The 25,103-nt window shown below is 41.4% G+C and carries 17 protein-coding genes; 14 read left to right on the top strand and 3 right to left on the bottom strand.

Annotation, left to right across the window (positions count from 1 at the left end; translation table 11 throughout):
* Nucleotides 1-5: 5 nt before the first annotated feature.
* Entirely contained in the window at nucleotides 6-1,892 is a 1,887-nt protein-coding gene (locus tag IL356_RS10160; protein WP_121849106.1) for a heparinase II/III domain-containing protein, read from the top strand.
* Here the strand turns inward: IL356_RS10160 and IL356_RS10155 are convergent.
* Nucleotides 1,889-2,626 carry a phytanoyl-CoA dioxygenase family protein gene (locus tag IL356_RS10155; protein ID WP_121849107.1) on the bottom strand — a complete coding sequence of 246 codons (738 nt, stop codon included), beginning with the start codon at nucleotides 2,624-2,626 and terminating at the stop codon, nucleotides 1,889-1,891. The two genes, IL356_RS10160 and IL356_RS10155, sit on opposite strands and share 4 nt — an antisense overlap.
* A 147-nt stretch (nucleotides 2,627-2,773) precedes the next feature.
* On the opposite strand from IL356_RS10155, the gene IL356_RS10150 reads away from it, so the two are divergent.
* The 3 genes from IL356_RS10150 to IL356_RS10140 all read left to right on the top strand — a co-directional run bounded on the left by IL356_RS10150 (nucleotide 2,774) and on the right by IL356_RS10140 (nucleotide 4,762).
* Entirely contained in the window at nucleotides 2,774-3,400 is a 627-nt protein-coding gene (locus IL356_RS10150) for an SDR family oxidoreductase (RefSeq protein WP_121849108.1), read from the top strand.
* Nucleotides 3,401-3,466: 66 nt separating this feature from the next.
* Nucleotides 3,467-4,042, top strand: a complete 576-nt coding sequence (locus IL356_RS10145) for a DUF4251 domain-containing protein (RefSeq protein WP_121849109.1) — start codon at nucleotides 3,467-3,469, stop codon at nucleotides 4,040-4,042.
* Between the two features lie 39 nt (nucleotides 4,043-4,081).
* On the top strand, nucleotides 4,082-4,762 hold the full coding sequence (locus IL356_RS10140) for a metal-dependent hydrolase (protein WP_121849110.1): 681 nt from the start codon (nucleotides 4,082-4,084) through the stop codon (nucleotides 4,760-4,762).
* 100 nt (nucleotides 4,763-4,862) lie between these two features.
* On the opposite strand, the gene IL356_RS10135 is transcribed toward IL356_RS10140, so the two are convergent.
* Both IL356_RS10135 and IL356_RS10130 read right to left on the bottom strand, forming a co-directional pair.
* Nucleotides 4,863-5,225 (bottom strand): DUF779 domain-containing protein, encoded by a 363-nt coding sequence (locus tag IL356_RS10135; protein WP_121849111.1) that lies wholly within the window; start codon nucleotides 5,223-5,225, stop codon nucleotides 4,863-4,865.
* 1 nt (nucleotide 5,226) lies between these two features.
* The gene (locus IL356_RS10130) at nucleotides 5,227-6,750 is read right to left on the bottom strand and encodes an aldehyde dehydrogenase family protein (protein ID WP_121849112.1); all 1,524 of its coding nucleotides are present in this window, start codon (nucleotides 6,748-6,750) and stop codon (nucleotides 5,227-5,229) included.
* Nucleotides 6,751-6,946: 196 nt separating this feature from the next.
* Here IL356_RS10130 and IL356_RS10125 point away from each other — a divergent pair, with 196 nt between their 5' ends.
* The 10 genes from IL356_RS10125 (at nucleotide 6,947) to IL356_RS10080 (ending at nucleotide 24,776) form a co-directional block, all read left to right on the top strand.
* Nucleotides 6,947-7,867, top strand: coding sequence for an AraC family transcriptional regulator (locus IL356_RS10125; protein ID WP_121849113.1), 921 nt, complete (start codon nucleotides 6,947-6,949; stop codon nucleotides 7,865-7,867).
* 111 nt (nucleotides 7,868-7,978) lie between these two features.
* A complete protein-coding gene (locus IL356_RS10120; protein WP_121849114.1) occupies nucleotides 7,979-9,034 on the top strand; it encodes a sensor histidine kinase in 1,056 nt (351 codons plus the stop codon).
* Nucleotides 9,031-9,711, top strand: a complete 681-nt coding sequence (locus IL356_RS10115) for a LytR/AlgR family response regulator transcription factor (RefSeq protein ID WP_121849115.1) — start codon at nucleotides 9,031-9,033, stop codon at nucleotides 9,709-9,711. The genes IL356_RS10120 and IL356_RS10115 overlap by 4 nt, the downstream gene beginning before the upstream one ends.
* Nucleotides 9,712-9,813: 102 nt before the next feature.
* Nucleotides 9,814-10,578, top strand: a complete 765-nt coding sequence (locus IL356_RS10110; RefSeq protein WP_121849116.1) for a dioxygenase family protein — start codon at nucleotides 9,814-9,816, stop codon at nucleotides 10,576-10,578.
* A gap of 5 nt (nucleotides 10,579-10,583) precedes the next feature.
* Nucleotides 10,584-11,261: a pirin family protein gene (locus IL356_RS10105; protein ID WP_121849117.1), complete on the top strand. Its 678-nt coding sequence runs from the start codon at nucleotides 10,584-10,586 to the stop codon at nucleotides 11,259-11,261.
* Nucleotides 11,262-11,478: 217 nt separating this feature from the next.
* Complete coding sequence (locus IL356_RS10100; RefSeq protein ID WP_121849118.1) at nucleotides 11,479-12,627, top strand: efflux RND transporter periplasmic adaptor subunit; 1,149 nt, start codon at nucleotides 11,479-11,481, stop codon at nucleotides 12,625-12,627.
* Between the two features lie 64 nt (nucleotides 12,628-12,691).
* Entirely contained in the window at nucleotides 12,692-15,883 is a 3,192-nt protein-coding gene (locus tag IL356_RS10095; RefSeq protein WP_121849119.1) for an efflux RND transporter permease subunit, read from the top strand.
* Between the two features lie 10 nt (nucleotides 15,884-15,893).
* Entirely contained in the window at nucleotides 15,894-17,420 is a 1,527-nt protein-coding gene (locus IL356_RS10090; protein WP_121850719.1) for a TolC family protein, read from the top strand.
* A 385-nt stretch (nucleotides 17,421-17,805) separates the two neighbouring features.
* The gene (locus IL356_RS10085; protein ID WP_121849120.1) at nucleotides 17,806-23,370 is read left to right on the top strand and encodes a hypothetical protein; all 5,565 of its coding nucleotides are present in this window, start codon (nucleotides 17,806-17,808) and stop codon (nucleotides 23,368-23,370) included.
* 197 nt (nucleotides 23,371-23,567) lie between these two features.
* Nucleotides 23,568-24,776 carry a patatin-like phospholipase family protein gene (locus IL356_RS10080; protein ID WP_121849121.1) on the top strand — a complete coding sequence of 403 codons (1,209 nt, stop codon included), beginning with the start codon at nucleotides 23,568-23,570 and terminating at the stop codon, nucleotides 24,774-24,776.
* The last annotated feature ends 327 nt before the right edge of the window (nucleotides 24,777-25,103 follow it).

Below are 25,103 nucleotides of genomic sequence, written 5' to 3'. Positions count from 1 at the left end.
ATTGAATGTTTGATAAAATCATAGGATCTAGAAAATGGGTGAGCTTGCTAGTACTAGTTTCAATAGGTTACTATGGGTGGGCCCAAAATGAACCTGCCAAAGAAGATTTTAGTCTTGAAAATCCGATATCGGTCAGGTATCTAAGTAAAAAGCTCCCAAAACAAGGCCCAAAATTGGTCTTAAATAGTAAAATAGAGAAACGTCTTAGAAAGCAAATAGCTACAAATGATGTTGTGCGAAACCTCTATGAGGCCATCAAGCTAAATGCCAATTCGATTTATGATGAACCTTTGCTCATCAGAGAGATGGAAGGAAGAAGGTTATTGCACATCTCAAGAGAGATGCTCTATCGAATGAATATGCTAAGTATGGTTTATAGAATTGATAAAGACGACAAGGCCTTGCAAAGAATTAATGATGAGCTTTTGGCAGTTTGTAGTTTTTCCGATTGGAACCCTTCACACTTTCTTGATGTTGCAGAAATGTCATTGGCTGTTGCTCTAGCGGTTGATTGGGCCGGAGAAGGTCTTCCGGAATCTACTGTAGCAATTGCAAAAAAGGCACTCATCGAAATGGGGCTGGAACCTAGTTTTAAAAGCAAACACTGGTGGATAGGAGGAGGCAACAATTGGAACCAAGTCTGCCATGGGGGCATGGTGGCAGCAGCTATCACAACAGCAGACGTAAACCCGCAACTCGCATCGAATACTATTAGTCGAGCACTCGACAGCATACCAAATGCATTGTATGCGTATGGCCCTGATGGGGTTTATCCTGAAGGCTCTACCTACTGGTCTTACGGAACCTCATTTACCGTTACGACAGCCGCTATGTTTGAAAGTGCTTTTCAAACAGATTTTGGCCTTTCCAACTATAAACCCTTAATGCAAAGTGCCATTTATAGAACCATGTGCAATGCACCTTCCAATATGTATTACAATTTTGCCGATTGTGGCGATAGTAGAAGTGATAAAGGAGATTTCACATTGGCTTGGTTTGCGAATAAAACAAATAATGGTGCATTCTTCGAAAAAGAAAGGTTTCTAATGCCAGCGGATAAGATGGGAAAATTAAGCAGGTTAGCTGCCGTCTCTTTGGTTTGGATCTCACAATTTAGCGAAGGTGATCTATTAGAGCCCCCTCTTGTTTATAAAGGTGATGGTGAAAATCCGATTTTTATTGCAAGGAATAAACCCGATCAACCATCTCAATTTTATCTAGGGGCTAAAGGCGGAAATGGAAGTACTAATCATGGTAACATGGATGGAGGCTCGTTTGTTTTTGAACTTGACGGGGTAAGATGGTCGGTTGATCCAGGTAATCAAAATTATCATAACCTAGAAAAGATAGGTTTCAAACTTTGGGATAGCTGTCAGGAGTGCCAGCGATGGACGTTGCTCACGAAAAACAACTTTGGCCACAGCACCTTGACCATTAATAATGAACTACATCAAGTAGATGGAAAAGCTTATTTTCTAAGTTACAACGATGGTAACAAGCCTGAGGCAACAATTGATTTAGGCCCCGCCTTCGGTAAATTAGTTGATTCGGCACAAAGAAAGTTCACCAAAGAGAACGAAACATCACTTCTTGTTGAAGATATACTGGTCATCAATGATTCTACCCAATCAATAACTTGGCAAATGATGACGACCGCCAAAATAAAAAAGTTAGACTCAGGTGTTATGCTCGAACAGGAAGGAAAGCGATTATTTGTGAACAACCTCAGTCATCCTGATATTTCATTTTCAGTCGTATCTCTTGACCCTCCGCCTCTACAAGTAGATCGAACGATTGAAGGGCTAAAAAGGCTTGAATTGCGTATTCCTGCATATACAGTGCAAAACAATCAAACGGAAATTAGAGTGAGGTTGACGAATGAGTCAAACTAAACATCCAAAACTTTTAAAGCTTTAGTACTAAGCCGATTTCTGGTTTCTTCGGTAATATACTTCTTCTGGTCAATTTGCTGTGGTTGGTCTATTGTGCAGAAATAACTATGGATGCTTCTTCTTGTTTTAGAGGTGTTATTAGTGGTGCCACCGTGCCAGACGTGTGAGTTGAATATAACTACAGAACCGGCCGGTGCATTGATGAGAATTTGTTTCTCATGTGGTAATAGCGGGTCGCTCAAAACCTCATCCGGTAACCGACTTGATTTATGTGTACCTGGCACGATTCGCGTAGCACCGTTATCGTTGGTAAAATCATCTAGCAACCAGATTGAATTGCAAACCTTATAACCTTGTTCCGCCACTGCATTTTTATAATCTACATGTAACTTTTGTAGTCCTTTCCCAGGTTTGGCTGCTCTGTAATTCAATGAAGACAATTTAAAATCATTGCCGAGTACCACCGAGATGGCTGCTAGAACTTTTTCATGGCTGTAAAAAATATCGAAAAGTGCTCCTTTATTCACTAAATCTGCCAAGCGATCAGCTCCTTCTTCCTTCGGGTGCCGAATATACTTTGATTCGGCAAGCTCACTTCCGGCATTTTCGCCTTCCGCATCCATTAATTCTTTAATTCTAGAATTTAAAGCAGCAACCTCGTCTGTTGTCAGCAGTTGACCTAAATTAAGGTATCCGTTCTCCTCAAGAAATACCTTTTCTTTATCTGTAATCATACTATAAAGTTAGTTTTCCTAAGTTAATCACTTCCAACGAAAAAGCATACCCTTTATCTACAGTATGTTTTTTATCCATCAAGAATATACCCAATAACACAATTCATAATGGTTCTACCTTCTTAATTTCATGACATAAAAAAAATTATGGAAAATATACTAGTAGCAGGTGCCCACGGCACGACAGGTCAAAAAGTTATCTCTCTTTTAAAAGAGTCGCAATATTTTAAACCGATTGCAATGGTTCGTAAAGAAGAACAAGCAGAAAGGTTTAAAAGTAAGGGTGTAGATTCGCGATTGGGAGACCTTGAAAAGAATTTAAACGATGTTACCAAAGGCATTGACAAGGTTATTTTCGCGGCCGGTTCCAAGGGTAAGAACCTTGAAGGCGTAGACCAAGAAGGTGCCAAAAAGCTCATTGACGAATCTAAAAAGGCTAACATAAAGAAATTCGTAATGCTCAGTTCGATAGGCGCTGGCCATCCGGAGGAATCTGATAGATTACAAGAGTATTTAAAAGCCAAACACAATGCCGATGAGTACTTAAAGAAAAGCGGACTAACCTATGCCATCGTCAGACCTGGAACCTTGACTAACGAAAAGGGTACAGGCAAAATAAAAACGGCGGATAGATTAGAAGAGCATGGTGAAATTTCTAGAGAAGATGTTGCCCAAATATTGGTAAGGGCACTGCATGACGACACGGTTATCGATAAGGCCTTCGAAATGGTCGCCGGTGAAGAATTGATAGGTGCCGCGATGGATAAGGTGTAAGGTAGGACCCTAAAGTTTAAGAAGTATTTAAATAGATTAATGGCCAAATCTTATTAACTTTTCGATATGCAACCACGATTTAAAAAATATCTTGTTTTTTTCGGATTGGGACTCTCTCTCTTTTTAGCAGTTTGCTGCGGTTCATCAAAGAATCAAACAGCGAAGCGCTCATTAGAGCTTCTTGATAGCTTGGTGGTTGCCAAGAGATTTATGGTCAGCGTTGATAGGGCCCAGCCCATGATGACGACTAGCATGCAAAGTATTGCAAATGCGGGTCTTTTTCCACCTGGCAGTGCACCTGGTCAGCTTTATCTTTCTGGCGGATACAATATTTTAAAAGTCAAGGGAGATAGCGTCGAGGCAAATTTGTCTTATTGGGGAGAACGACAAATGGGTGGAGGTTATAATACCAGAAATTCAGGTATTGAATTTAAAGGGTTGGCCGAAGATTGGGAATATTCTAAGAATGAAAAAAAAGGAAGCCATCGATTTAATTTTCAAGTAAAAAATGAAATGGAGACTTTTCAGGTGACTATCAATCTGTTTTCTCAAATGAATTCAAACATTCAGGTCAACAGCAACCAGCGTTTTACTATTGGGTACACAGGCACCGTCAAAGAATTGGAAAACGATTCCTTATAATCCCTAAAACAAACAATAATAAATAAACTACAGAATTTAATGAAGATTACTTTTTACGGACAGAATACACTGGCAATTGAAATGGGAAGTAAACATATAATTGTAGATCCCTTTATAACCGAAAACGGTCTTTCAAAAGACAAAGTGAACATCAATGATTTGAAGGCCGATTACATTTTTCTGACTCATGCCCATTTTGACCACACTTTAGATGCCGAGGCTATAGCTAAGAATACCGACGCCACCATTATCAGCAATTTCGAAATATACAGCCATTACGATGCCAAAGGTTTAAATGCTATGCCTATGAATCACGGAGGAGTTAGAACCTTTGATTTTGGTGAGGTCAAATACGTCAATGCTATTCATACCAGTAGTTTTTCAGATGGGAGTTATGGCGGAAACCCTGGCGGTTTTGTAATGTCTTCTGAAGGAAAAAGCATCTACATTGCCGGAGACACCGCTCTTACTATGGATATGAAGCTTATACCGATGTATAAAAAAATCGATTTGGCCATTCTACCAATAGGGGATGTGCTTACCATGGGAGTAGATGATGCTATAATAGCAAGTGATTTTGTGGAATGTAATCGTGTTCTTGGGGTGCATTACGATGCTTTCCCGTTTACCAAAATCAACAAATCCGATGCTTTGAAAGCCTTTAAGAAAGCTGGAAAAGAACTAGAGCTCCTGGAAGTTGGCAGCTCACTTACCGTCTAAATAAATTTTATTCGTCATCAAATTAAAAACCCCATGAATTTATTTCATGGGGTTTTCTTAACATAAGAATTCAACAAAAATCAACTAACGTTTCCGTCATTCAATGAAAAGGAGTTAAATCTTCTAACTCCTCTTCCTTAAAAATTCTTGATTTTATTACGAATCGGAGTCCCATCGGAATTTCAAGCGAAAAGCTAGAACCTCTTCCGGTTACCACATCAACGGTCAATTGGGTATGTTTCCAATATTCATATTGATCTTGGCTCATGTAAAACTCACAATCGTTTACAGTTCCTAAGAGAACATCGGTCTCGTTGAGCATCAGTTCCCCTTTGGTATAGCACATGGGTGATGATCCATCACAACACCCGCCGCTTTGGTGAAACATCAGTTCCCCATGTTGTTCCCTTAATTTATCGACCACCTTTTTAGCGGCATCCGTTATCAAAACACGTTCTATCATATTAGAAAAAACCCATGGCATTCTTATCGTGAGAAATAAGCATATTCTTGGTCTGTCTGTAATGGTCTAACATCATTTTATGCGTTTCTCTACCGATACCCGATTTCTTATAACCACCGAAAGGCGCGTGGGCAGGGTAGAGGTGGTAACAGTTGACCCAGACCCTACCAGCTTGCACGGCACGCGAAACTTGGTACGCTTGGTGCGTATCTCTTGTCCACACACCAGCACCTAACCCATATAAGGTATCATTCGCGATTTCAATAGCTTCTGCCTCATCTTTAAAGGTAGTGACACACGCAACAGGCCCGAAGATCTCTTCTTGAAACACTCTCATCTTATTATTGCCCTTTAACAGGGTAGGCTGTATGTAGTACCCACCTTCAAGACCTTCGTTATAGGCCGCTTCGCCACCTGTCAACACTTCGCAACCTTCATCTTTACCGATAGCTATGTAATTTAATATTTTCTCATACTGATCATTGGAAGCTTGAGCGCCCATCATAGTTGTCGGGTCTAATGGGTGTCCCATTTTTATGGCCTTGACCCGCTCGACCACTCTTTCAATGAATTGGTCATAAATACTTTCTTGCACCAAAATTCTGGAAGGACATGTACATACTTCCCCTTGATTGAGGGCAAACATGGCGGCACCTTCCAAGCACTTATCAAAGAATTCGTCGTCGGCGCTCATGACGCTTTCAAAGAAGATATTCGGACTCTTTCCTCCGAGCTCCAAAGTAACGGGAATGATGTTTTTAGACGCGTACTGCATAATCAATTGACCTGTAGTCGTCTCTCCCGTAAAGGCTACCTTATTGATTCTTGGGCTAGAGGCCAATGGTTTACCGGCTTCGACACCAAAACCATTGATTACGTTTAGAACACCTTCAGGTAGAATACCATCAATAAGTTCCATCAGTATCATAACTCCGACCGGTGTTTGTTCTGCTGGTTTTAGAACAACGCAGTTACCTGCAGCTAGGGCAGGGGCTACCTTCCATGTGGCCATCAACAATGGAAAATTCCACGGAATAATTTGTCCGACCACCCCTAGAGGTTCTTTAACATTCATAGAAATGGTAGTTGAATCGAGCTCACTTACCGTTCCTTCTTCAGCGCGAATAACCCCCGCAAAATAGCGAAAGTGGTCAACGGCAAGGGGAAGGTCGGCAGCCAATGTTTCGCGAAGTGCCTTACCATTATCCCAAGTCTCGGCCCGGGCCAATTCTTCTAAATGTTTTTCCATTACATCGGCAATCTTCAAAAGTCGATTGCTTCGGTCGGCGGCCGAACTATTGTTCCATGCCGGGGCGGCTTTCCAAGCGGCATCTAGAGCCAGTTGAACATCTTCTTCGGTCGATCTGGCCACCTGGGTAAAACTATTGCCATCTACCGGGGAAATATTATCAAAATATTGTCCTTTAACGGGAGCGACCCATTTACCGCCTATATAATTATCGTACTTACTTTTGAAATTGGGTTTTACCAATTCCTCTTTCTTGATAGTGCTTACATCACTCATATTCTGTAATTTTAAGGAGTTGAACTTTTGAATTATTGACTACCAAATTACTTGGTTCTCGTTCCACTTCTTAGTACGATACTATCAATCAAGTGAACTATTCTATCGAATTTTATTAAATCGATAAAAAAAGGAGGGTTGTACCATCAATTTAAAAATATAGTTAGTAGATTAAAGTGATTTTGAAATTTACGCTATGCAATTACCTGACTCATTTTATGGTTCTAGAAAGTTGGTCGACATAGTCGAAAACCAAACGACCTACGAATTGAAAGACTCGGCAATGCACATTTTTGAGACCCATGCCAAAGCAGAACTCGTGCAATTACAATTTGGTTCACCCGTGCTTGCGAGCATGTTGCAAGGAAAGAAAATCATGCATCTTAGCAACAAACAGTCTTTCGACTTTCTACCTGGTGAATCGTTGATCTTACCTTCGAACGAACTTATGTCAATCGACTTTCCTGATTCTAGCAAGAACACACCCACTCGTTGTCTCGCCCTGGAAATTGGTGAAGATCGAATCAAAAAAGTAGTACAGTTCATGAATGAACAGATGGAAAAAGCCGATGGTAATGAATGGCGGTTAATGGACTATAATTTTCATTTTACGAATGATCCGGGCCTTTACAAAATCATTCAAAGAATTGTTTATCTATATGCAGAGAAACACCCTTCTAAAGACTTTTTTGTCTCTAACATGATGCAAGAACTGATCGTTCGCATATTGCAGGCAAATACACGAAAGACATATAACGACCATAGCAAAGAGCTTTCAAGTACGCACCGTTTTGCCTATATCATTGAGTACATTAAACAAAACTTACCCCAATCGTTAACGGTTAAAGAGCTGAGTGAAAAAGCATATATGAGCGAAAGCAATTTTTATAAGGTATTCAAACAAGAATTAGGGCAGTCTCCCATCGACTTTATCAACCAAGAAAGAATTGCCAAAGCTACCGACCTGTTGAAGGATGAAGAATGCAATCTCACCGACGTTTTTCTATCATGTGGTTTTAAGAACCGTTCTTATTTTAACCGCATGTTCAAAAGAATTAACGGTACGAGCCCCAGTCAATACCAACAGCGTTTAAAGGAAGAAGGTCTGATAAATTAAGAAATCCGAAAAGGACCTTTGCTACCTCATTAACCTCAGAGAACATAGTTTTTACCGCAACAGTTTCAGATTTATAGACCGAAAGAATACTTTTATCTTTTAATTCGAAGTATGTATTCGTTTCTCAAAAACAGACACCTGTTAATCAATATATTAATAGGTTTGGCCCTCCTGAGCATACCTGTTCTAACTTCGCCTGATTTTGGTCGTGATGTATCTTTATTCAGTATTAGCGGCTTTCAACAAAGCCTAGTCTCCTATATTTTACTGATTTTCTTTTACTACCTGAACTACTACTATTTCATTCCCACGTTTTATTTTAAAAGAAAATGGTGGTGGTACGCCTTGCTAATGATTGTTTGTTATTTGATGGTAAGTAGGGTGCCCGAAGTTTTGTTTTTCAATCAACCCGAACCTAACGTACCATTTGAAGTGCCACCTCCTAATCCGTATCCTTTCAATGATTTACAACCCAGACCATTTGATATTTTTAGGTTTCGAGATTCTTTTATATTCCAATACTTAATGGTTTTGGTCTTATCACTACTTCTCAAGATGGACAATCAATTGAAAACCGTAAAAAGTGAGAAATTGAAAAGTGAAGTATCGTACCTGAAAGCTCAAATAAATCCACATTTCTTGTTCAACACCCTTAACAGCATCTATGCCTTGGCACTAACAAAATCGGACAAAGCCCCTAAGGCCATCTTAAAGTTGTCGGATATGATGCGGTATGTTGTTACCGAAAGTGACTCTGACAATGTTCCTTTGGAAAAAGAGTTAGCCTATATTTCAGATTATGTGGCACTTCAACAATTGCGTATTGGAGGTAGTTTAGACCTAACCTTTGAAATTAAGGGCAGCGCACAAGGTAAGGTTATAGCTCCCATTATTTTAATCAACTATATCGAAAATGCCTTTAAATATGGTGTTAACCCTAACGAAACTTCTAAAATTGATATTTACATTAGCGTTGATGAGCAAGGTGTTCTGCTTGATCTGACGAACATTATTTCGGTACACAAACAGACTTTATCGGAATCTACAAAAGAAGGGCATCTCAACACCAAAAAACGTTTAGACTATAGATATCCTAATAAATATAACTTGGATATCTTACAGAAAGAAAATACCTATCAGGTAAAACTTTACATTCAATTATTATGATCAAAGCGGTCGCCCTTGATGACGAATCGTTGGCACTACAAGTGTTGCAAACCTATTGTGAGAAGACCGATGAAATTGAACTAGTTCAGGTATTTACAGAGCAAAAAAAGGCCATTCGATACTTGAATAAGTTTGATGTTGACCTACTTTTTCTCGATATTCAAATGCCCGATTTAAATGGTATCGACCTTTATAAAACCTTGAAGCAAAAAACCAAGGTCATTTTTACCACGGCCCACAGCCAGTATGCGGTAGAGGGCTTTAACGTCAGTGCTACCGACTACCTTTTAAAACCCATTTCGCCCGAACGGTTTCACCAAGCCATCGAAAAGGTAAAAAGAGAACTTCGACTCGAACACAATGATGTTGACAGCACCCATATATCGATTCGGGCCGATTTTAAACTTCATCAAATAGCTTTGACAGACATTTTGCTAATTGAGGCATTGGACGACTATATTCAGATACATTTAGAAGGCGACCAACGTCTTACGGCAAGGGCAACCATGAAGGGAATTTTAAAAAAACTGCCTCAAACCGACTTCAAGAGGGTACATCGCTCCTTTATCGTACCGATCGGTAAAATCAGGTCGGTTTATAAAGACGTTATCAACATAGGTGCTTTTAAAATACCTATTGGCAGCACTTATAAAAAAGACATTTTAAAAAACCTTTAACTTTTTCAGCGCTTTTACCGCTGACAAACATGCTTTTACCTCAAAAATTGAAAAGTGACCTACCTTCATTTTAGTTTTGGGTCAAATACTAATACGAAAACTATGCAACGTAAAGAATTTATCAAGGGTTTGGGTTTGGCAGGCTTGTCGGTCAGTAGTCTATTGTTAATGGGCTCTTGCTCTAGCGACAATTCAGATTCTGTTTACGACGATGAAAGTGATACCGATTCTTCAACAGACGATTCGAGCGATACCGATACGGCTTCAAGTGATTGCCAAGTCACTCCAAGTGAAACCGAAGGACCCTTTCCTACCAAAAATCCGGAAGATTATGAAAGGGTGAATATCGTTGGTGATCGAACAGGAATTTCGTTGGATATGGATATTACCATCAGAAATGTTAATGATGAATGTAACGCTTTGACAGGTGCTTTTGTCGATATTTGGCACTGCGATAAAGACGGAAACTATTCGGAGTATGGTGGCTCAGGCATGCAGCCGACCAATTATGTCAACAATCACTTTTTAAGGGGAAGGCAAATTTCGAATTCAGAAGGTTTAGTAGAATTTACGAGCATATTTCCAGGTTGGTACAATGGCCGGTCTACACATATTCATGTTCACGTATACGATGAAGAAGGTTCTTCACTTCTAGTTACCCAGATTGCTTTTCCTGAAGGTGAAAATAGCGCTGTCGTCCGCGTCAATGCCGCCAGCGACCAAGGCTACACCAAGGGAATGAGCGGATATACTTATCATGAACGTGATAATGTGTTCGGTGATGGAGTAGAAGAGGAACTGGCCAATGTTTCAGGAAGCAACTCGGAAGGCTATACATTGACACATGATATTTATGTAAAAGCTTGATTGTAATGACATTCGTTCAAAAAGCTCGCATATTCAAATCGTTTCAGAGAGAATCGCTATTGTCGAGAACCAACGAATGCAAAAGCGTACCGTGCGGCAATTATGCACATGAACTAGGAATTCTCAAAAACTTTGATGATGAAATAGTTGCTCCCAACGCTACTAAAAGTTATAGAATGGTCGCGGGTGAATCGATGATTATCTTTCCCTTGGTCGAAAGTTTTAAGGTGGAGTTCAATAATAAAACAGTAAGCCTAAAACCTGAAGAGCTTATCATAATTCCGCATTCAGAAACCCCGACCTTAAATATCATCAATGCCCATCAATCGAAGCTAATCAACTACCTCATAATAAAGGTTGAGAAAGAATTAAATTTCAATCATATTAAATCCAACTATTTAAAATACAATTATTTTAATGATTTATTTAAAAGTGAAAGTTTAAATATCTCTTTTGGAGTTTTTGACGGCCGTGAGGAAGCAACCTATCAGATGACGAGTCCTCATCACCTTCTTTTTACGCACGTTATCAATGGTGCTTTTGAATTTCAAAATCGCCTTTTAGAATCTAAAGACTCTTTGTCGCTAGAAGGCTTCGATACCGTTGAAATGGAGTCGCTTTCCGAAAATGCCATCATTTTATTGTGCGAACTGTCCTCATCCGCACTAAATACAGTTAATTAATCCAAATATTCACTTCACCCATTAAGAACCTCATATCAAACCTTGTATTTAGATGGTATATTTTTAACAATATGCACCACCCATTTAGGATTTCTCAAAAAAAATAGCCCAAACATCCATCTCTCGTTTAGCTGCGTATTTTATCACAAAGCACGAACCAGTATTTCTTTTAGTTAGTTGTTAATCGATCCTATACTGGTAATATAAGAATTGAAATATGAAAAATCTAAACTACTTATTCACTAAGTTCGGTTACTTTATTATTGCGCTCTCTATCATCATGTGTGTTTCTTGTCGAGAGGAGGAAGTCGTAGATAAAGGTTTACCACTTCCTGTGATGAGTGTAAAGGAAACCAAAGCAGCGAAAAATTTTGAGTACATAGGTTCTATCGAGGGGGTCGAGTCCGTTGAAATAAGACCACAGGTAGATGGTATTCTTGAGCACATTTATGTTGATGAAGGAGAATTTGTCACCAAGGATCAAGTACTTTTCAAAATCAACAGTCAACCTTACATGGAAGACTACAAGAATGCAATGGCCAATGTAAATCTTGAAAAGGCAAAGCTAGAAAAGGCTCAAACCGACGTAGATAGATTACAGCCGCTTATTGACAACGAGGTTATTTCAGAAGTACGAATGAAATCTGTGAAAGCAGATTATCAAGTAGCACTATCTTCCTTACAACAGGCCCAGGCACAAGCAGCCAACATGCGTATCAACTTAGATTTTACCACTATAAAAGCTCCAGTGAATGGGTTCATGGGGCGTATTCCAAAATCCATCGGAAACGTAGTAAAGAAAACGGACTCAGAACCGCTAACCAATCTTTCAAATGTAAATGATATCTACGTGTATTTCTCGATGAGCGAGTCGGACTATTTATATTTTGAGCGGGCAAAAAACGATACATTATCAAAAAGGAATAAAGTAAACGACGAGGTAAAACTCGTACTTGCTGATGGCTCTGTTTATGAACATAATGGTAAGATTGATGCAAACTCCGGGCAGATTGACCGTTCTACCGGTTCTATTACGCTAAGGGCCAAATTTAGTAATCCGGATACTCTTCTAAGATCAGGAAATACTGGAAAAGTATTGGTAGAGGAAATTTACCCAAATGCAATACTGGTTCCACAAGGCGCTACCACTTTCATTCAAGATAAAAAGTTTGTTTTCGTTCTTGACGAAAATAATTTGGCCCAGCGTCGAGAAATTATCACCCGCGGACGATCAGGTGATAATTATATTGTTGATACAAAAAGCTTATCTCCAGATGACCGCATTGTTATTTCAGGTTTGGACAAACTAGCGTCTGGCATAAAAATAAACCCGATTCAACGCGGACAACTTACCAGCAACTTGTAATATTCCCCAAAAAATTTACTAGTACTTATTTCGTATTAAAATTAATAACGAAACAGATTAGCCAATGTTTAAAAAGTTAATAAAAAAGCCAGTATTTACATTGGTTATAACGATAGTATTGATACTTGCCGGAGCGGCCAGTATTACTTCACTACCTGTTGAACGTTTCCCCGAAATAGCTCCCCCCAGCGTGAGTGTGGCGGTTTACTACCCAGGAGGTAACGCCGAAACAGTGGCAAAATCTGTGCTGTTACCCATCGAGGAAGCCTTGAACGGTACGGAGAATATGACCTATGCAAATTCTACTGCAACGAATTCCGGTCGTGGAAGGGTAACCATATACTTCAAGCCAGGAACAGACCCCGATCAGGCTGCCGTCGACATTCAAAACCGTATTTCCGTGATTACGGAAAAAATACCCCCAGAAGTAACAGAGGCCGGTATTTCGGTTACGAAAAGAATGAAGGGTAGTATAATGACTATCAATATTTTTAGCAAGGATTCTACCTATGATGAAACCTTCCTTAATGCCTATACGCGTATCAATATAAGAAGGGAACTTAAACGAGTTGAAGGTCTTGCCGAAGCTTCTATATTGCGCCAGCGTGATTATGCCATGCGAATATGGTTGAATCCTCAAAAAATGGCATCCTATAATCTCACGCCCAGAGAGGTTTATAATCAGATAAGGGATCAGAATTTTGAAGCTGCACCGGGTAAGTTTGGTGAAAACTCAGATGAGCTTTTCGAAATTGTAATGAAGTATGATGGGCGCTTCAATGAGATTGAGGAATATGAAAAACTGGTAATAAAAACCAACAAGGCCGGTGCCCAATTGCGGCTAAAAGACATTGCCCGCGTTGAATTTGGAGCCTCTAATTATACCAGTGAAAACCGGCTTGATGGCAGACCCTCGGTGACCATTGATATAGTTCAGATGAACGGCGCCAATGCTAAAAGTATCGATGAAAGAATAAGGGAAATTCTTGAAGAACAGAAAAAACTTTTTCCTGAAGGTATTGATTACGAAATCACCTATAGTGTAAGGGATCAGATTGATGAATCGATGAGTCAGGTGATGCACACCTTGGTTGAGGCCTTTATTCTGGTGTTTATTGTTGTATTTATATTCTTGCAAGATTTCAAGGCCACTATTATTACGGCAATCTCAATACCAGTTTCGTTATTAGGTACCTTCTTCTTTCTCAACATTATTGGAGCCTCCATGAACGTACTTAGTATGTTATCACTTGTACTGGCAATCGGTATTGTGGTCGATGATGCCATTGTGGTTATGGAGGCTATTCATGAGAAAATGACGCACCATGGCCTTTCGGCCAGAAAGGCGGTTGCAGCGGCGATGGATGAAATTACAGGGGCAATCATATCTATTACCGTAGTGATTGCAGCAGTATTTTTACCCGTGGCTTTCTTGAGTGGCCCTGTTGGTGTATTCTATCAAGAGTTTGCATACACCATCATTTTTGCGGTATTGATTTCTGCAATCAATGCATTGACACTCACCCCTGTACTTACAAAAATATTCTTTGGAAAGAAAAAGCGTAAGAAGGAAAAAGAGGGAATGGCCAAAACGGTTTCGGAGCTCCGAACAGTACGAAAGGCCAAGGTTGCCAAACGTAAGGGACTACGCAAATTTGATTTAGGTTTCGATAAATTTACCAATAAGTACCTTAAAGCTGTACGTTGGTTATTAAACTATAAATGGGTTGGAGTAGGGGCCCTCGCAGTTATTATCCTATTAACAGTGTTCCTTTCAAGGGTAACCCCTAGCGCATTTATTCCGACTGAAGATGATAACTTCTTGATTTTCTCAATGAAAATGCCAGAAGGGTCATCACTACACAGAACGAATGCCGCACTGAGAAAAGCAGATTCAATTCTTCAGCTTGATCCCGCCGTTAAGGGCGTTAATACAGTGTCAGGTTTTAACGTGGTCGATAATGCCAATAGCCCATCTTCGGGATTAGGATATGTACAGTTAAAACATGCTTCTGAGCGTGGAGATATCCAAGAAATTTCGGAAGTAATAAAACATTTGCTTTCAAAACTTGATCAAATTGATGAAACGGATTTCAATATGTACCCAAGACCTACCATACAAGGTTTTGGTAATTTTGATGGGGTGCAATTCATGCTTCAGGACCGATCGGACGGTGATTTAGGTGAGTTTGGTCAAATCGTAAATGAGTTTATCAATACATTAAGTAATCAAAAAGAGGTAGATAATGCATTTACTTCCTACAATCCTAATTTCCCACAGTATCGCTTAAATATCGACTATGACAAGGCAAAGGCACTAGGTGTTAGTGTTAAAGACATGATGTTTACCGTTCAATCCTATTTTGGTCGTGTACAACCCGGAGATTTCAACCGATTTAGTAGACAATATGGGGTTTACATGCAAGCGGATATACCATTTAGGGAATCCCCAGAATCATTTAACAGCATATTTGTAAAGAGTGATAAGGGTTCTATGATACCCGTAAATACTATTGTTCGTCTTGAACAGGCCTATGGCCCTGAAGTGGTCAACCGCTACAATCTTTATAATGCCGCCAAAATAAACGTAACCCCTGCAAAAGGGTACAGTACCGGTGATGTGATGAAGAAAATTGAGGAACTGACCAGTGAAAAATTGCCTGCTAGTTTGAGCTATGAATGGACCAGCATGAGTCTGGAAGAAAAAAACTCGGGCGGTGATACGATTATTGTTTTTATAATCATTATTCTGCTGGTGTACTTTATCTTGGCTTCTCAGTATGAAAGTTTTTTACTTCCACTTGCCGTAATGCTATCACTTCCTGTGGGGATTTTTGGAGTCTTTGCCGCAATTAATATAGCGGGACTGGATAATAATATTTACGTACAGATAGGGATTATTATGCTGATTGGTCTTTTGGCGAAAAATGCCATTTTGATCGTAGAGTTCGTAGCACAAAAAAGACGTACGGGTCTTTCCGCCTTTGAGGCAGTCTTGGAAGCGAGTGCGTTACGTATCAGGCCTATTATCATGACTTCACTTGCATTTACGGTAGGTCTAATTCCTTTGATGTTCGCCGAGGGATCTTCGGCCCAAGGAAATCACTCGGTAAGTATAGGTACTGCCGGTGGAATGGTCGGGGGAATCGTCTTAGGTATTTTCGTCATTCCGGTAATGGCCTACATTTTTCAAATGTTGCATGATAAATATAACCTAGAGCGCTTTGGGGATAAAGAAATTATTGAAGATAACTAACCCGGTCACCATGAAAAAAATGATTGATATACTAGCCTCAAAAAGATTACCAAATAATGGTTCGTGGATTGGTGCTGGATTTATACTTTTTCTATTCATACTCATAAGTAGCTGTAAGGTGGGGCAAAGATATGAGCGCCCAGAGTTCAATGAAATTTCCGATGAATTCTATGTAAAAGATTCGGTTTTAAATGACTCTCTTGCAAGGACAACGATTAGTAGAGATAGCCTAATGATGTCTCAAATTCCGTGGAAGGAATTTATTGAGGATAGTATCTTAACAGCGCTTATCGACACTGCTTTAGTGAACAATATCGATTTACAGAAAGCGATGCGCAATATCGATATTGGTGAAGAGTATCTGGCGCAATCAAGGGCTAACTTTCTACCTTCTGTCAACGCAACCCCTTTAGGTTTTAGGAGGGAGTATTATTCGGAAAATTACAATAACTATGGCTCTAACCGTGCGAGACGTAATCATGGAGAAAATCCGCCAACAAGTTTATATACAGAGCGTTTGGAATATAGCTCGGCTCTACAGTCGAACTGGGAACTCGATATCTGGGGAAAACTTAGATGGAAGAAGGAAGCAGCGAGGGCAGCATTTATGAAATCCCAAGAATTCAAGAAAGCGGTACAAACCGAGTTGATTGCAGAAGTAGCATCAACCTATTATAACCTGATTATGCTCAGGTCTCAGGTTGAAGTAGCGCAGAAGAACTATGCCCTGAACGATAGTACCTATAACATTGTAAAGTTACAGTATGATGCTGGCGAGACAACTTCTTTAGCGCTAAGACAGACAAAATCACAGCAGTTAAAGGCGAAATCGTTAATCCCCCAATTAGAGCGTGAATATATCGTACAGGAAAATAAACTGAATAGATTGTTGGGCCGATCTCCAAGAAATATTGAACTGAATAGCGATTTTGACGAAGTTCAGTTTCAGAGCAAATATAATATGGGTGTTCCGATTAAGTTGATACAGAACCGACCCGATGTTGCGATGGCAGAATATGAACTGATGCGTAAAAACGCAAATGCAGGAGTCGCAGAAGCCTTAAAATACCCATCGTTAACCATTGATGCAGGACTTGGTTTAAATTCATTGGATTTTGGAAATTTAATAGACCCGCTTAGTTCAGCCTTTGCCCTGTTGAACGGTTCAATCTTTCAACCCATTTTTAATAATAGGAAGTTAAAAACTAATTATCGCGTGGCCTTATCGGAAAGGGAAATCGCTCAGTTGGAGTTCAAGGATAATTTAATTCGTGCAGTTGAAGATGTTTCTAATTCATTGACCAGACTCAATAAACTCACGGAAGAATATAAAATTGCCCAGGAGCGTATTGAAGTCACCCAAAGAGGTTTAAAGGATGCGGCTTTTCTTTTCAAAGGCGGATTTGCCAATTACCTCGAGGTAATCACCGCACAAAGTGACGCTTTGGAAAGTGAACTGAATGAGATCAATGCAAAAAGACAAATTTTAATTGCCAATATAGAGTTATATAGAAGTCTAGGTGGAGGCTGGCAATAAACCCTGAGAAAAATCAAACTTTTTGTCGGATATCATCACCTGAAAATTACCAAAAGTGATCTATCAACTACTTTGGGTCTAAAATAGTGGTAACAGCAGTTCTTATACCACTAAAGAAAACTTGTGGATTCTTAAAAAATCGTCCGATTTGGACAAAAAAAGCCCTCAAAAGGGCTTTTTTTATGCCATTCTCTTAAAATTTAAATCCAAACAGCTTTTTGTGTAGGCTATACAATGCCATCATCCATCTGTACAAATTACCCTACAATCTTTCCCGTTTCAGATTAATTTCAACTGATCTTTAAAAGGTACCCGCTCAAAAGCGGCTCTCTCCCGAACCTTCGCGATTTCAAAAAAGGAAACTTATAACTATCAAATCAAGAAAATGGAAAGAGTAAGTGTAAATGGTAGGCTCGTGCCGCTAGACGGGTCTTCAATTACCAATGAGTACACAGGTCACTTTTTAAAAGTGAGCTACAATCAGTTGATTCAAGGCCATTCAATTTTTAGCAAAGATCGGGTGGATGTTGATCCAGAAGGAATCTTTAGGTTCTTTGTGCCGAAAAAAGAACTGCTGGCCACCGAATTGATCATTGTTGAGGCATATGCCCCTGATGGTGAAATGATGGGAAGCCAGAGTTACAGCCATGGGGCTCTTAATTCTGCAGATATACCGATCGGTGCGGAAGACAACACCCAAGAACTGGAAATTAAGATCAACCCAAAGATTATCACCTTCAATCAATCTTCGCCCGCCGAATCGGCTACCAAAAAGCTGAACGGACGGGTCATCGATATATCTGGTGACGGAAAGACCTCGCACCTAGAGGTGCTCATCATGATTTCTGAAGATGCCTCTGCGGATTTTGATGTACAAAAATTCAAAACGGTATTCTCGGCGACTACCGATGGCGACGGCTACTTTTATGGTAGTGTCATCAACCAGACCGTACAACAGGCTTTTGGGGTCATCGCCGGTAGCGAAGACCAACCCATAACCATTCCGTTAGAGAACAATAAATTGCCCAAGCAGGTTCTGTTAGTTGCCGACCTGTCGGGCAGACCAGAGGAAGATGGGTGTGGCTGCTCGTCATCTACGCCCGTGCTTCCCGATGGTGAAGACTTGGTGCACTCCAACGCTTTTTCCCAAGATATAGGCGGTTCTTGTGTCGACTTTACCATACCCAACCGAACCTTGGAAGAGTTTAGCTTTTACCACACGGTTCGAACTACAGAGCCCGAAATAAAAGGACTCACCATTAACGCCAAGCAGACAAGACACATACGCGAAGAACTATTCGATATTAGCGACCATGCCTTTAAGCTAATCGGTAGAATGAACAATTCGTTCACTTCCTTATCCATGGTGCCCTATACTATCGAAGAGGATAATGCTCCCCAACAAAAAGTGGCACGGGCTACCGATGGCAATACCCAACCCGTTGCTCAAACCCTTAATGCGTTTCCGAACTATCTTCTTAAAATCAATACCGGATTAAAAACGCCGTTCAAGATTAATACCAACGACCTTATAGCCGTTGAAAACCGTTTAAGACCGGCCGATATCGTCAAGCTAGCGGCGGAACAGGCCAAAAAACGTAAAAAGCTTGAAGCGCTTCATAAAAAACTGGCCTCTGCCTATTGTGGAAAAAATGGAGTACAGGAAGCTAAAACCTATTGTGAGACCTTGGCCGAAAAAGACACGCTAGACCGTGAAGAGTTACGCTCTTTAATCGGCCATGTCGAGAATGTCAGGGCCGAAATGAACCTTTCGGCAGCCCTAAAAAAACAATTTGCGGGCGGACTATTAGATTTGGAAAAGTTGGTCGAAAAGCAAAATGCTGATGCCAAAACCATGTCCGCCGTAGGCAAAAAGATAGAGGCGCTGATTATTACGGCGGATAGCGACTCTAAAAATCCCGAGACAAAAGAAATTATGTTGGGCTATTTGCGCCGTATTGTAATTGAGCTCGCCCGTGCTGAAGAAGGTTCCACCCTTGATTTTGACCCCTGTGTCATTACCGCCAAACCCGATAATATGGGTATTCTCTGCTTGATACAGAAATTCAAGGAACTGAAAGAAACTTTACAGAACAAAAGCATCTTTACGTTGGCGGAGATTTTAGAGATCAAGGCCTACTACGATATATTTCTCAATAGCATAACCGCCTTTCTCAACCTGCTCGACGAATTTTACACATTCTACCGTTCCAACCTTCGTTTTGCCACCGAGCTTGACGATGATTATTTCTATGAGCACTACGACGAAATCAAGAACACGCTCACTAGCACCAAGCGTCAGGTTAATATCGCCCTTAAAAGGGTGGAAGAACTGCGCCGTGCCTATTTACAGAACCATCCGGGTAGGGTAGAGCTCAGTGTTGAAAATAGCATTGATTGGGACGATACCCCGACCATTTACGAAAATACGACCATTGCCAACGGACATATTCTGCATTTCAAGCAAAAGTGGAAAGCAGCCGGATATTCATTGGGTGACCTCCTATACAGCCTGCCATTGGCTCCCTGTCAAGAAAAGCATATTGCCATTGTTGACTGGGATCGCAATGAAACCGGTATTCGTACCGAAGAGCAGGTGGCTACCGAACAACTTCAGGCCCAAATTTCAAGGGATCGCGATATTACAGAAATTATGTCTTCTTCATTCGACGAGTCGATCAGTGCCTCTTCTTCCAACAAAACCTCCTCGACCAGTGCCGCCATCGGTGCCGGCGTGGGAGGTTTTCTCAAGGGCGTCTTGTTCGGTGTCGCCGGTGGTGTCGCCCATTCCGGAGCTTCCTCTAAAAGTAATGCCAACCAGAATTCATCAAGAAACCTTTCGGCGAATGCGCTCAACCGCTTGCAAGATTCTACATCGCAATCGGCATCAAGCCTTCGCAGTCAACGTAGTACGGTGGTGCAAAGTGTTTCGCAAAACGAATCGGTGAGCGTACAGACCGAGGTAATCAAGAATAACAACCATTGCCACGCCATGACCGTGGAGTATTTTGAGGTATTGAAGCATTACGCCATCGAACAAGAATTGGTCGATGTGCAAGAATGTCTTTTTGTACCCATGCCCATGAGTCATTTCGATTTCAAGAAGGTACTGCGGTGGAAGAATACCCTGCGAAAAGGAATGTACGGGCGAAAGCTTCTCCGTGGCTTTGATGCCATCGAGCGCATAGAAAACAATTATGCGAATTCAGACCTTCCCATTGGTACCTATGCCGATGTGCCGATTGAGGAGTTTACAGGTCATTTTACCATTTCTTTTGAACTGGACCGGCCCTATATCGCTGAAATCAATGAGGCCACCAAAACCGAACAATATGACCTTTCCTTACCGTTCCCATGGTTTTCGGGATGGCTCAAATTTCCTTTGGAGAGGGAAGTACCCCTCACCGAAGCTGAAAAGGACGCTATTTTTGAACAACAGTACGCTGCTGACATTGTGCGCAAGTTTATTGACCAAATGTCTTTTCACGCCATAGCCGATAACGGAAACGAGGTATTGCTCGACTTTGATGTGACGTTGTTAAGTACCTATCGAAAGGGTGTACCGTTAAAAATAAGTATCAATGCAGCGAGTGTGCCCGAGATTACACGCAGACAGATAAAACACCTTCGATTTAGGGCCAATACCGCAGTGAAATCCTCATCAAAAATCATCCTCCGCTCGGCATACCTGCATTATAGAACGGCCCATTTGAGCGAATACATTCTTCAGAAAAACAATATCAATAACGATATCATTAATTTGAAGACCGTGTCAATAATTAGTGGCACGGTACAAGTAACCGATGCCGCTTTGTTCTACACACCGATGAACAGCCGCGAAGTCCGCAATCCCCGAAAGGAAGACCGCGAAGCAGCCGATGCCTTGGTCACCTTTTTGAACGAATACCTTGAAATGTCACATAAGGTCATTTGGGCCAATATCGATAGCAGCCGCCTTTTCGGCCTGCTCGATGGGTATATCGCCCCACATAGTGGCGGAAGAAGTGTGGCCAGTGTGGTGGAAAATAAGGTAATGGGTATTGTGGGCAATAACTTGGTTCTTAAGGTGATTCCCGGGCAACGATTGGATCCTGTGTTCAGGAGCGTCGATGACCTTTTGGAATATTATCGACCAACCACCAAGCCCGACCCGTATCGTCTGAGCGTACCGACCAAAGGGGTCTATGCCGAATCGGTCATGGGCAAATGCAACAGCTGTGAAGAAATCGATGAGACCCGCCATTGGCGTTTTAGCGATGAGCCCTGCGGATGCGATGCCACCGAAATAGAACCTGTATCGACCGCTAGCCGTCGAAGCGAACCAGCCGACCTACAGCCCAAAGATTTTCCATCGAATATCATCAATATGCAGACCGCACCTGCGGCACCGGACCCAACGGGATTGGCAGCCGCATATGGATTGCTCGGCAAATCGGATGTTTTTAAGGATATGACCGGACTTGAAGGTACCCAGGCCAATGCATTGCAGGCCCTACAGACCACTTCGAAAAGTGCGACCGATATGGCCAGTATTTCCAAAGATTTTGCCAATCTGGCCTTGATGGGATCTCAAAAAGAGGATGGTGCCAAACAAATCGAACAAATCAAAAAACTGAACAAAGATGGTTATCTCAATGATGAGGAAACCACCGCACAGATTAAGAAAGTACTCGATTCGTATACGAATGCAGCCGATAAGGTTTCCGGTAAAAAAGAGGGAGAGAACAAAGATGCGCTGACCAAAGATCCTGAAATTAAGAAGGCCATTTCGAATGCCAGCAATTCAGAGAACGGAAACATCAATGTGAGCAGAACCACACCCGATGGCTCTGAAACGGTATCGGTGTCTAAAGATGACAAATCGGGAACGCCCCGTATTTTAGAGAATCCTGATTTAGATGCTGAATCCCGAAGCTTTCAACCGGCTACTTCAGCCGCTCCCGGTAATGGTAGCAAAACGGGCGAAGCCACCTTTTCGGTCAGTATTTCGAATATGCCTGCCGGTGGTTATGTAAAATGGAGCGTTCCACCTGCGAACGATGGCGATTACACCCTTAAAAACGGACCAAAAGCGACCATCGGCAAACAGGTAACTGTTCAAGGCATCAAACCGGGCCTCAGCCATATCGACGTAGAAGTGAAAAATGTGAGCGACCAAACGGTGCAGAGCTTAAAACTACCGTTGAGCATTCCGCAATTCGTAACTATTGAAGAGTCCGCAGCGGAGTTTGACCAGGCATTGACCGATTTGGGGCTGACCACTTTAAAAGATGCCATTATCGGTACGGCCAAAACCACCTGCGATCATCTATTGGTGGGCAGTAACGTACGTACCATTTGGCAACTGGGTACTTTCTCCGAAACCTTACCAGCCCATATTCCTGCGAATAAGGTGACAAAAATGACGGTTAGAAACCAGCATGCCACCGACTTGTACACCATGGGCGTTACCCATAACGTAGCCGGAGCGGTCGATAATATTGTGCCCAACCGTACCATTGATATCTATCCGAACGCGTTTGACGACTCGTTACCAAACGGAGCCGTTGACCCCACCGGATTAGATGTGGAAACACAAGCGCTGCTCATTCAGTTAAAATCGCAAGGGGTAGGGGGGGACCCTCAATTGGAGCAGTTCGCCAGTGATTTTTACGGTCGCCTAATCGGGGAAACAATGGCCCATGAAATCATTCACGCACTGTTATGGTATATTATTGAGAAAAACGGCCATAACGACCCAATGATTGCCGACGATATCATGAACAACGGTAGCCGACGCACCTATACCCAACGTACCGGGTTTGTCGATGATGCCATGCAGAGCCCCGTTGATCCCGATAACTTTACCGATAACGGTTTGGGGGCCATCAATAGGTTGCAAGCGGTCAATCAAGAGCGAATGGACCAGCATTTTCCGGTGCCAGGCGCGCGAATGACCTCCTTTAAATAAGCGTAGTAGTTAGTTTAGGTTGATAGTTGACGACCACTATTTTAAAAGGGTAGTGGTCGTTGCTTTATACGCCGGCGAACAGAAAACCCAAAAAATAGGGGGATTTGCTTGTGAGCGTTCGTCCCGCAAATTTTTACTTTTAAAGGTGAAATAGAGCCAACAGGTAATTTCTGAATGCAACAAAATAAAAACAACTGATGTTCAATATTTTAGCTTTAGATGGGGGTGGAAGCTGGGCCATTATTCAATTATTGACCCTCAAACATCGGTATGGCAATATCAAAGGGCATGAGCTGCTTCAAAATTTCGATTTGGTGATTGCCAATTCGGGAGGCAGTATCGTTTTGGCCGCATTAGCGGAAAACTATTCCCTAGATCAGGCGATCGGTCTGTTCAAGGAAAAGGAGAATCGGGAACGAATTTTTCATCAAAATGCGTTTTTAGACCGTTTTTTTCCGGTGGACCATCTACGTTTTTGGGGCATGCCGTTCGGCCCGAAGTACAGTACCGTTAAAAAGAAGGAAGCTTTTGAATACCTGTTTCCGAATAGCGATAGCGTACAGATGGAAGCCTTGCCCGAAATTATCGGAAAACCTTCCTTAAAATTGGTGGTATGTACCTATGATGCGCTGAACAACCGGGCCAAGTTCTTTAAATCGTATTCGAGCAACCAACACGGGTTTGATTCGGTACGCCTTACACAGGCCATCAACGGTTCATCGAACGCCCCGGTGCAATATTTTGATTTTCCGGTGCGGTTCAAGGCCAAGGAAAGCGAGATTTTCTATGAATTGTGGGATGGCGCCCTCGGCGGATTCAATAACCCCATTTTGGCGGGTATTATTGAGGCCCATAAATTGGGGGTAGACCTAAAGACCATTCGGGTCGTTTCGTTGGGTACCAGTAATTCGCTGATGTCGCAAGCGGATAAGGACAGCTTTTGGAAAGCCAAACAAACGGCGCAGCAATTTAGAAGAAAGAAATGGTACCTCTGGAAACTAAAGGCACAATGGCAATTTTTTAAATCGACCGTATTGAACCAGGCGAAGACCATTTTGTACCAACCGCCCGATACGGCCAATTATATGGCCATGATATTCTTAAAAGCTACAAGCGGACTCGAACCTAACGAGAATATCATTCGTTTGTCTCCATTGATTCATTTTGATCAACAAACGCCTACAGATGTCGTACCGCTGATTGAACAACTGTATTTGTTGGATATGGATTTAACCAAAGAAAACGAGATTCAATTGTTGCTGGATTGTTTTGAATCTTGGAAAAACGGACATCTGTACAACCAACCGTTAGATTTTCGTGTAGAACGCAATAATGACCTGACTTTTATTTCTGGCGATAAGTGTTTTGACGATGGAATGAAACGCTGGAAAGAGTGGAACATATAGTACTTAAAAGACCGCAACCCATCATCTACCTAAATATTCTATTTTACATAATATAAATTATAGTACAAATGCTTATATGGGTAAAACTGCGCCAATACCACCGTATTTGATATAATTGTAGATATGACTGCCTTTAGGCTCATATCGTCAACAATTATGTCATAGCAGTTTTACACGTTGGTTAGTTTCTGTTCCGCATTCGTAAGCTATAATTCTTAATGCTCGATTGCTTTTTAAAATCAAAATACTCAGGCAATTTATTTTAAACCCAATTTGTCATCGTTTACCAACGCTATTTAAAAGCTAGCCTTTGAGCTTTCTTCAAAA

It is taken from the genome of Euzebyella marina, assembly GCF_014855515.1.
Taxonomy (GTDB): Bacteria; Bacteroidota; Bacteroidia; order Flavobacteriales; family Flavobacteriaceae; genus Euzebyella; species Euzebyella marina.
The sequence above is the reverse complement of the archived record's forward strand: the minus strand, read 5'-3'. Positions and strand labels throughout refer to the sequence as shown.

What these genes read in the sequence shown, in the direction of transcription:
- IL356_RS10160 (WP_121849106.1), top strand. Translation starts at nt 6, where the DNA reads ATGTTTGATAAAATCATAGGATCTAGAAAATGGGTGAGCTTGCTAGTA.
- IL356_RS10155 (WP_121849107.1), bottom strand. Translation starts at nt 2,626, where the DNA reads ATGATTACAGATAAAGAAAAGGTATTTCTTGAGGAGAACGGATACCTT.
- IL356_RS10150 (WP_121849108.1), top strand. Translation starts at nt 2,774, where the DNA reads ATGGAAAATATACTAGTAGCAGGTGCCCACGGCACGACAGGTCAAAAA.
- IL356_RS10145 (WP_121849109.1), top strand. Translation starts at nt 3,467, where the DNA reads ATGCAACCACGATTTAAAAAATATCTTGTTTTTTTCGGATTGGGACTC.
- IL356_RS10140 (WP_121849110.1), top strand. Translation starts at nt 4,082, where the DNA reads ATGAAGATTACTTTTTACGGACAGAATACACTGGCAATTGAAATGGGA.
- IL356_RS10135 (WP_121849111.1), bottom strand. Translation starts at nt 5,225, where the DNA reads ATGATAGAACGTGTTTTGATAACGGATGCCGCTAAAAAGGTGGTCGAT.
- IL356_RS10130 (WP_121849112.1), bottom strand. Translation starts at nt 6,750, where the DNA reads ATGAGTGATGTAAGCACTATCAAGAAAGAGGAATTGGTAAAACCCAAT.
- IL356_RS10125 (WP_121849113.1), top strand. Translation starts at nt 6,947, where the DNA reads ATGCAATTACCTGACTCATTTTATGGTTCTAGAAAGTTGGTCGACATA.
- IL356_RS10120 (WP_121849114.1), top strand. Translation starts at nt 7,979, where the DNA reads ATGTATTCGTTTCTCAAAAACAGACACCTGTTAATCAATATATTAATA.
- IL356_RS10115 (WP_121849115.1), top strand. Translation starts at nt 9,031, where the DNA reads ATGATCAAAGCGGTCGCCCTTGATGACGAATCGTTGGCACTACAAGTG.
- IL356_RS10110 (WP_121849116.1), top strand. Translation starts at nt 9,814, where the DNA reads ATGCAACGTAAAGAATTTATCAAGGGTTTGGGTTTGGCAGGCTTGTCG.
- IL356_RS10105 (WP_121849117.1), top strand. Translation starts at nt 10,584, where the DNA reads ATGACATTCGTTCAAAAAGCTCGCATATTCAAATCGTTTCAGAGAGAA.
- IL356_RS10100 (WP_121849118.1), top strand. Translation starts at nt 11,479, where the DNA reads ATGAAAAATCTAAACTACTTATTCACTAAGTTCGGTTACTTTATTATT.
- IL356_RS10095 (WP_121849119.1), top strand. Translation starts at nt 12,692, where the DNA reads ATGTTTAAAAAGTTAATAAAAAAGCCAGTATTTACATTGGTTATAACG.
- IL356_RS10090 (WP_121850719.1), top strand. Translation starts at nt 15,894, where the DNA reads ATGAAAAAAATGATTGATATACTAGCCTCAAAAAGATTACCAAATAAT.
- IL356_RS10085 (WP_121849120.1), top strand. Translation starts at nt 17,806, where the DNA reads ATGGAAAGAGTAAGTGTAAATGGTAGGCTCGTGCCGCTAGACGGGTCT.
- IL356_RS10080 (WP_121849121.1), top strand. Translation starts at nt 23,568, where the DNA reads ATGTTCAATATTTTAGCTTTAGATGGGGGTGGAAGCTGGGCCATTATT.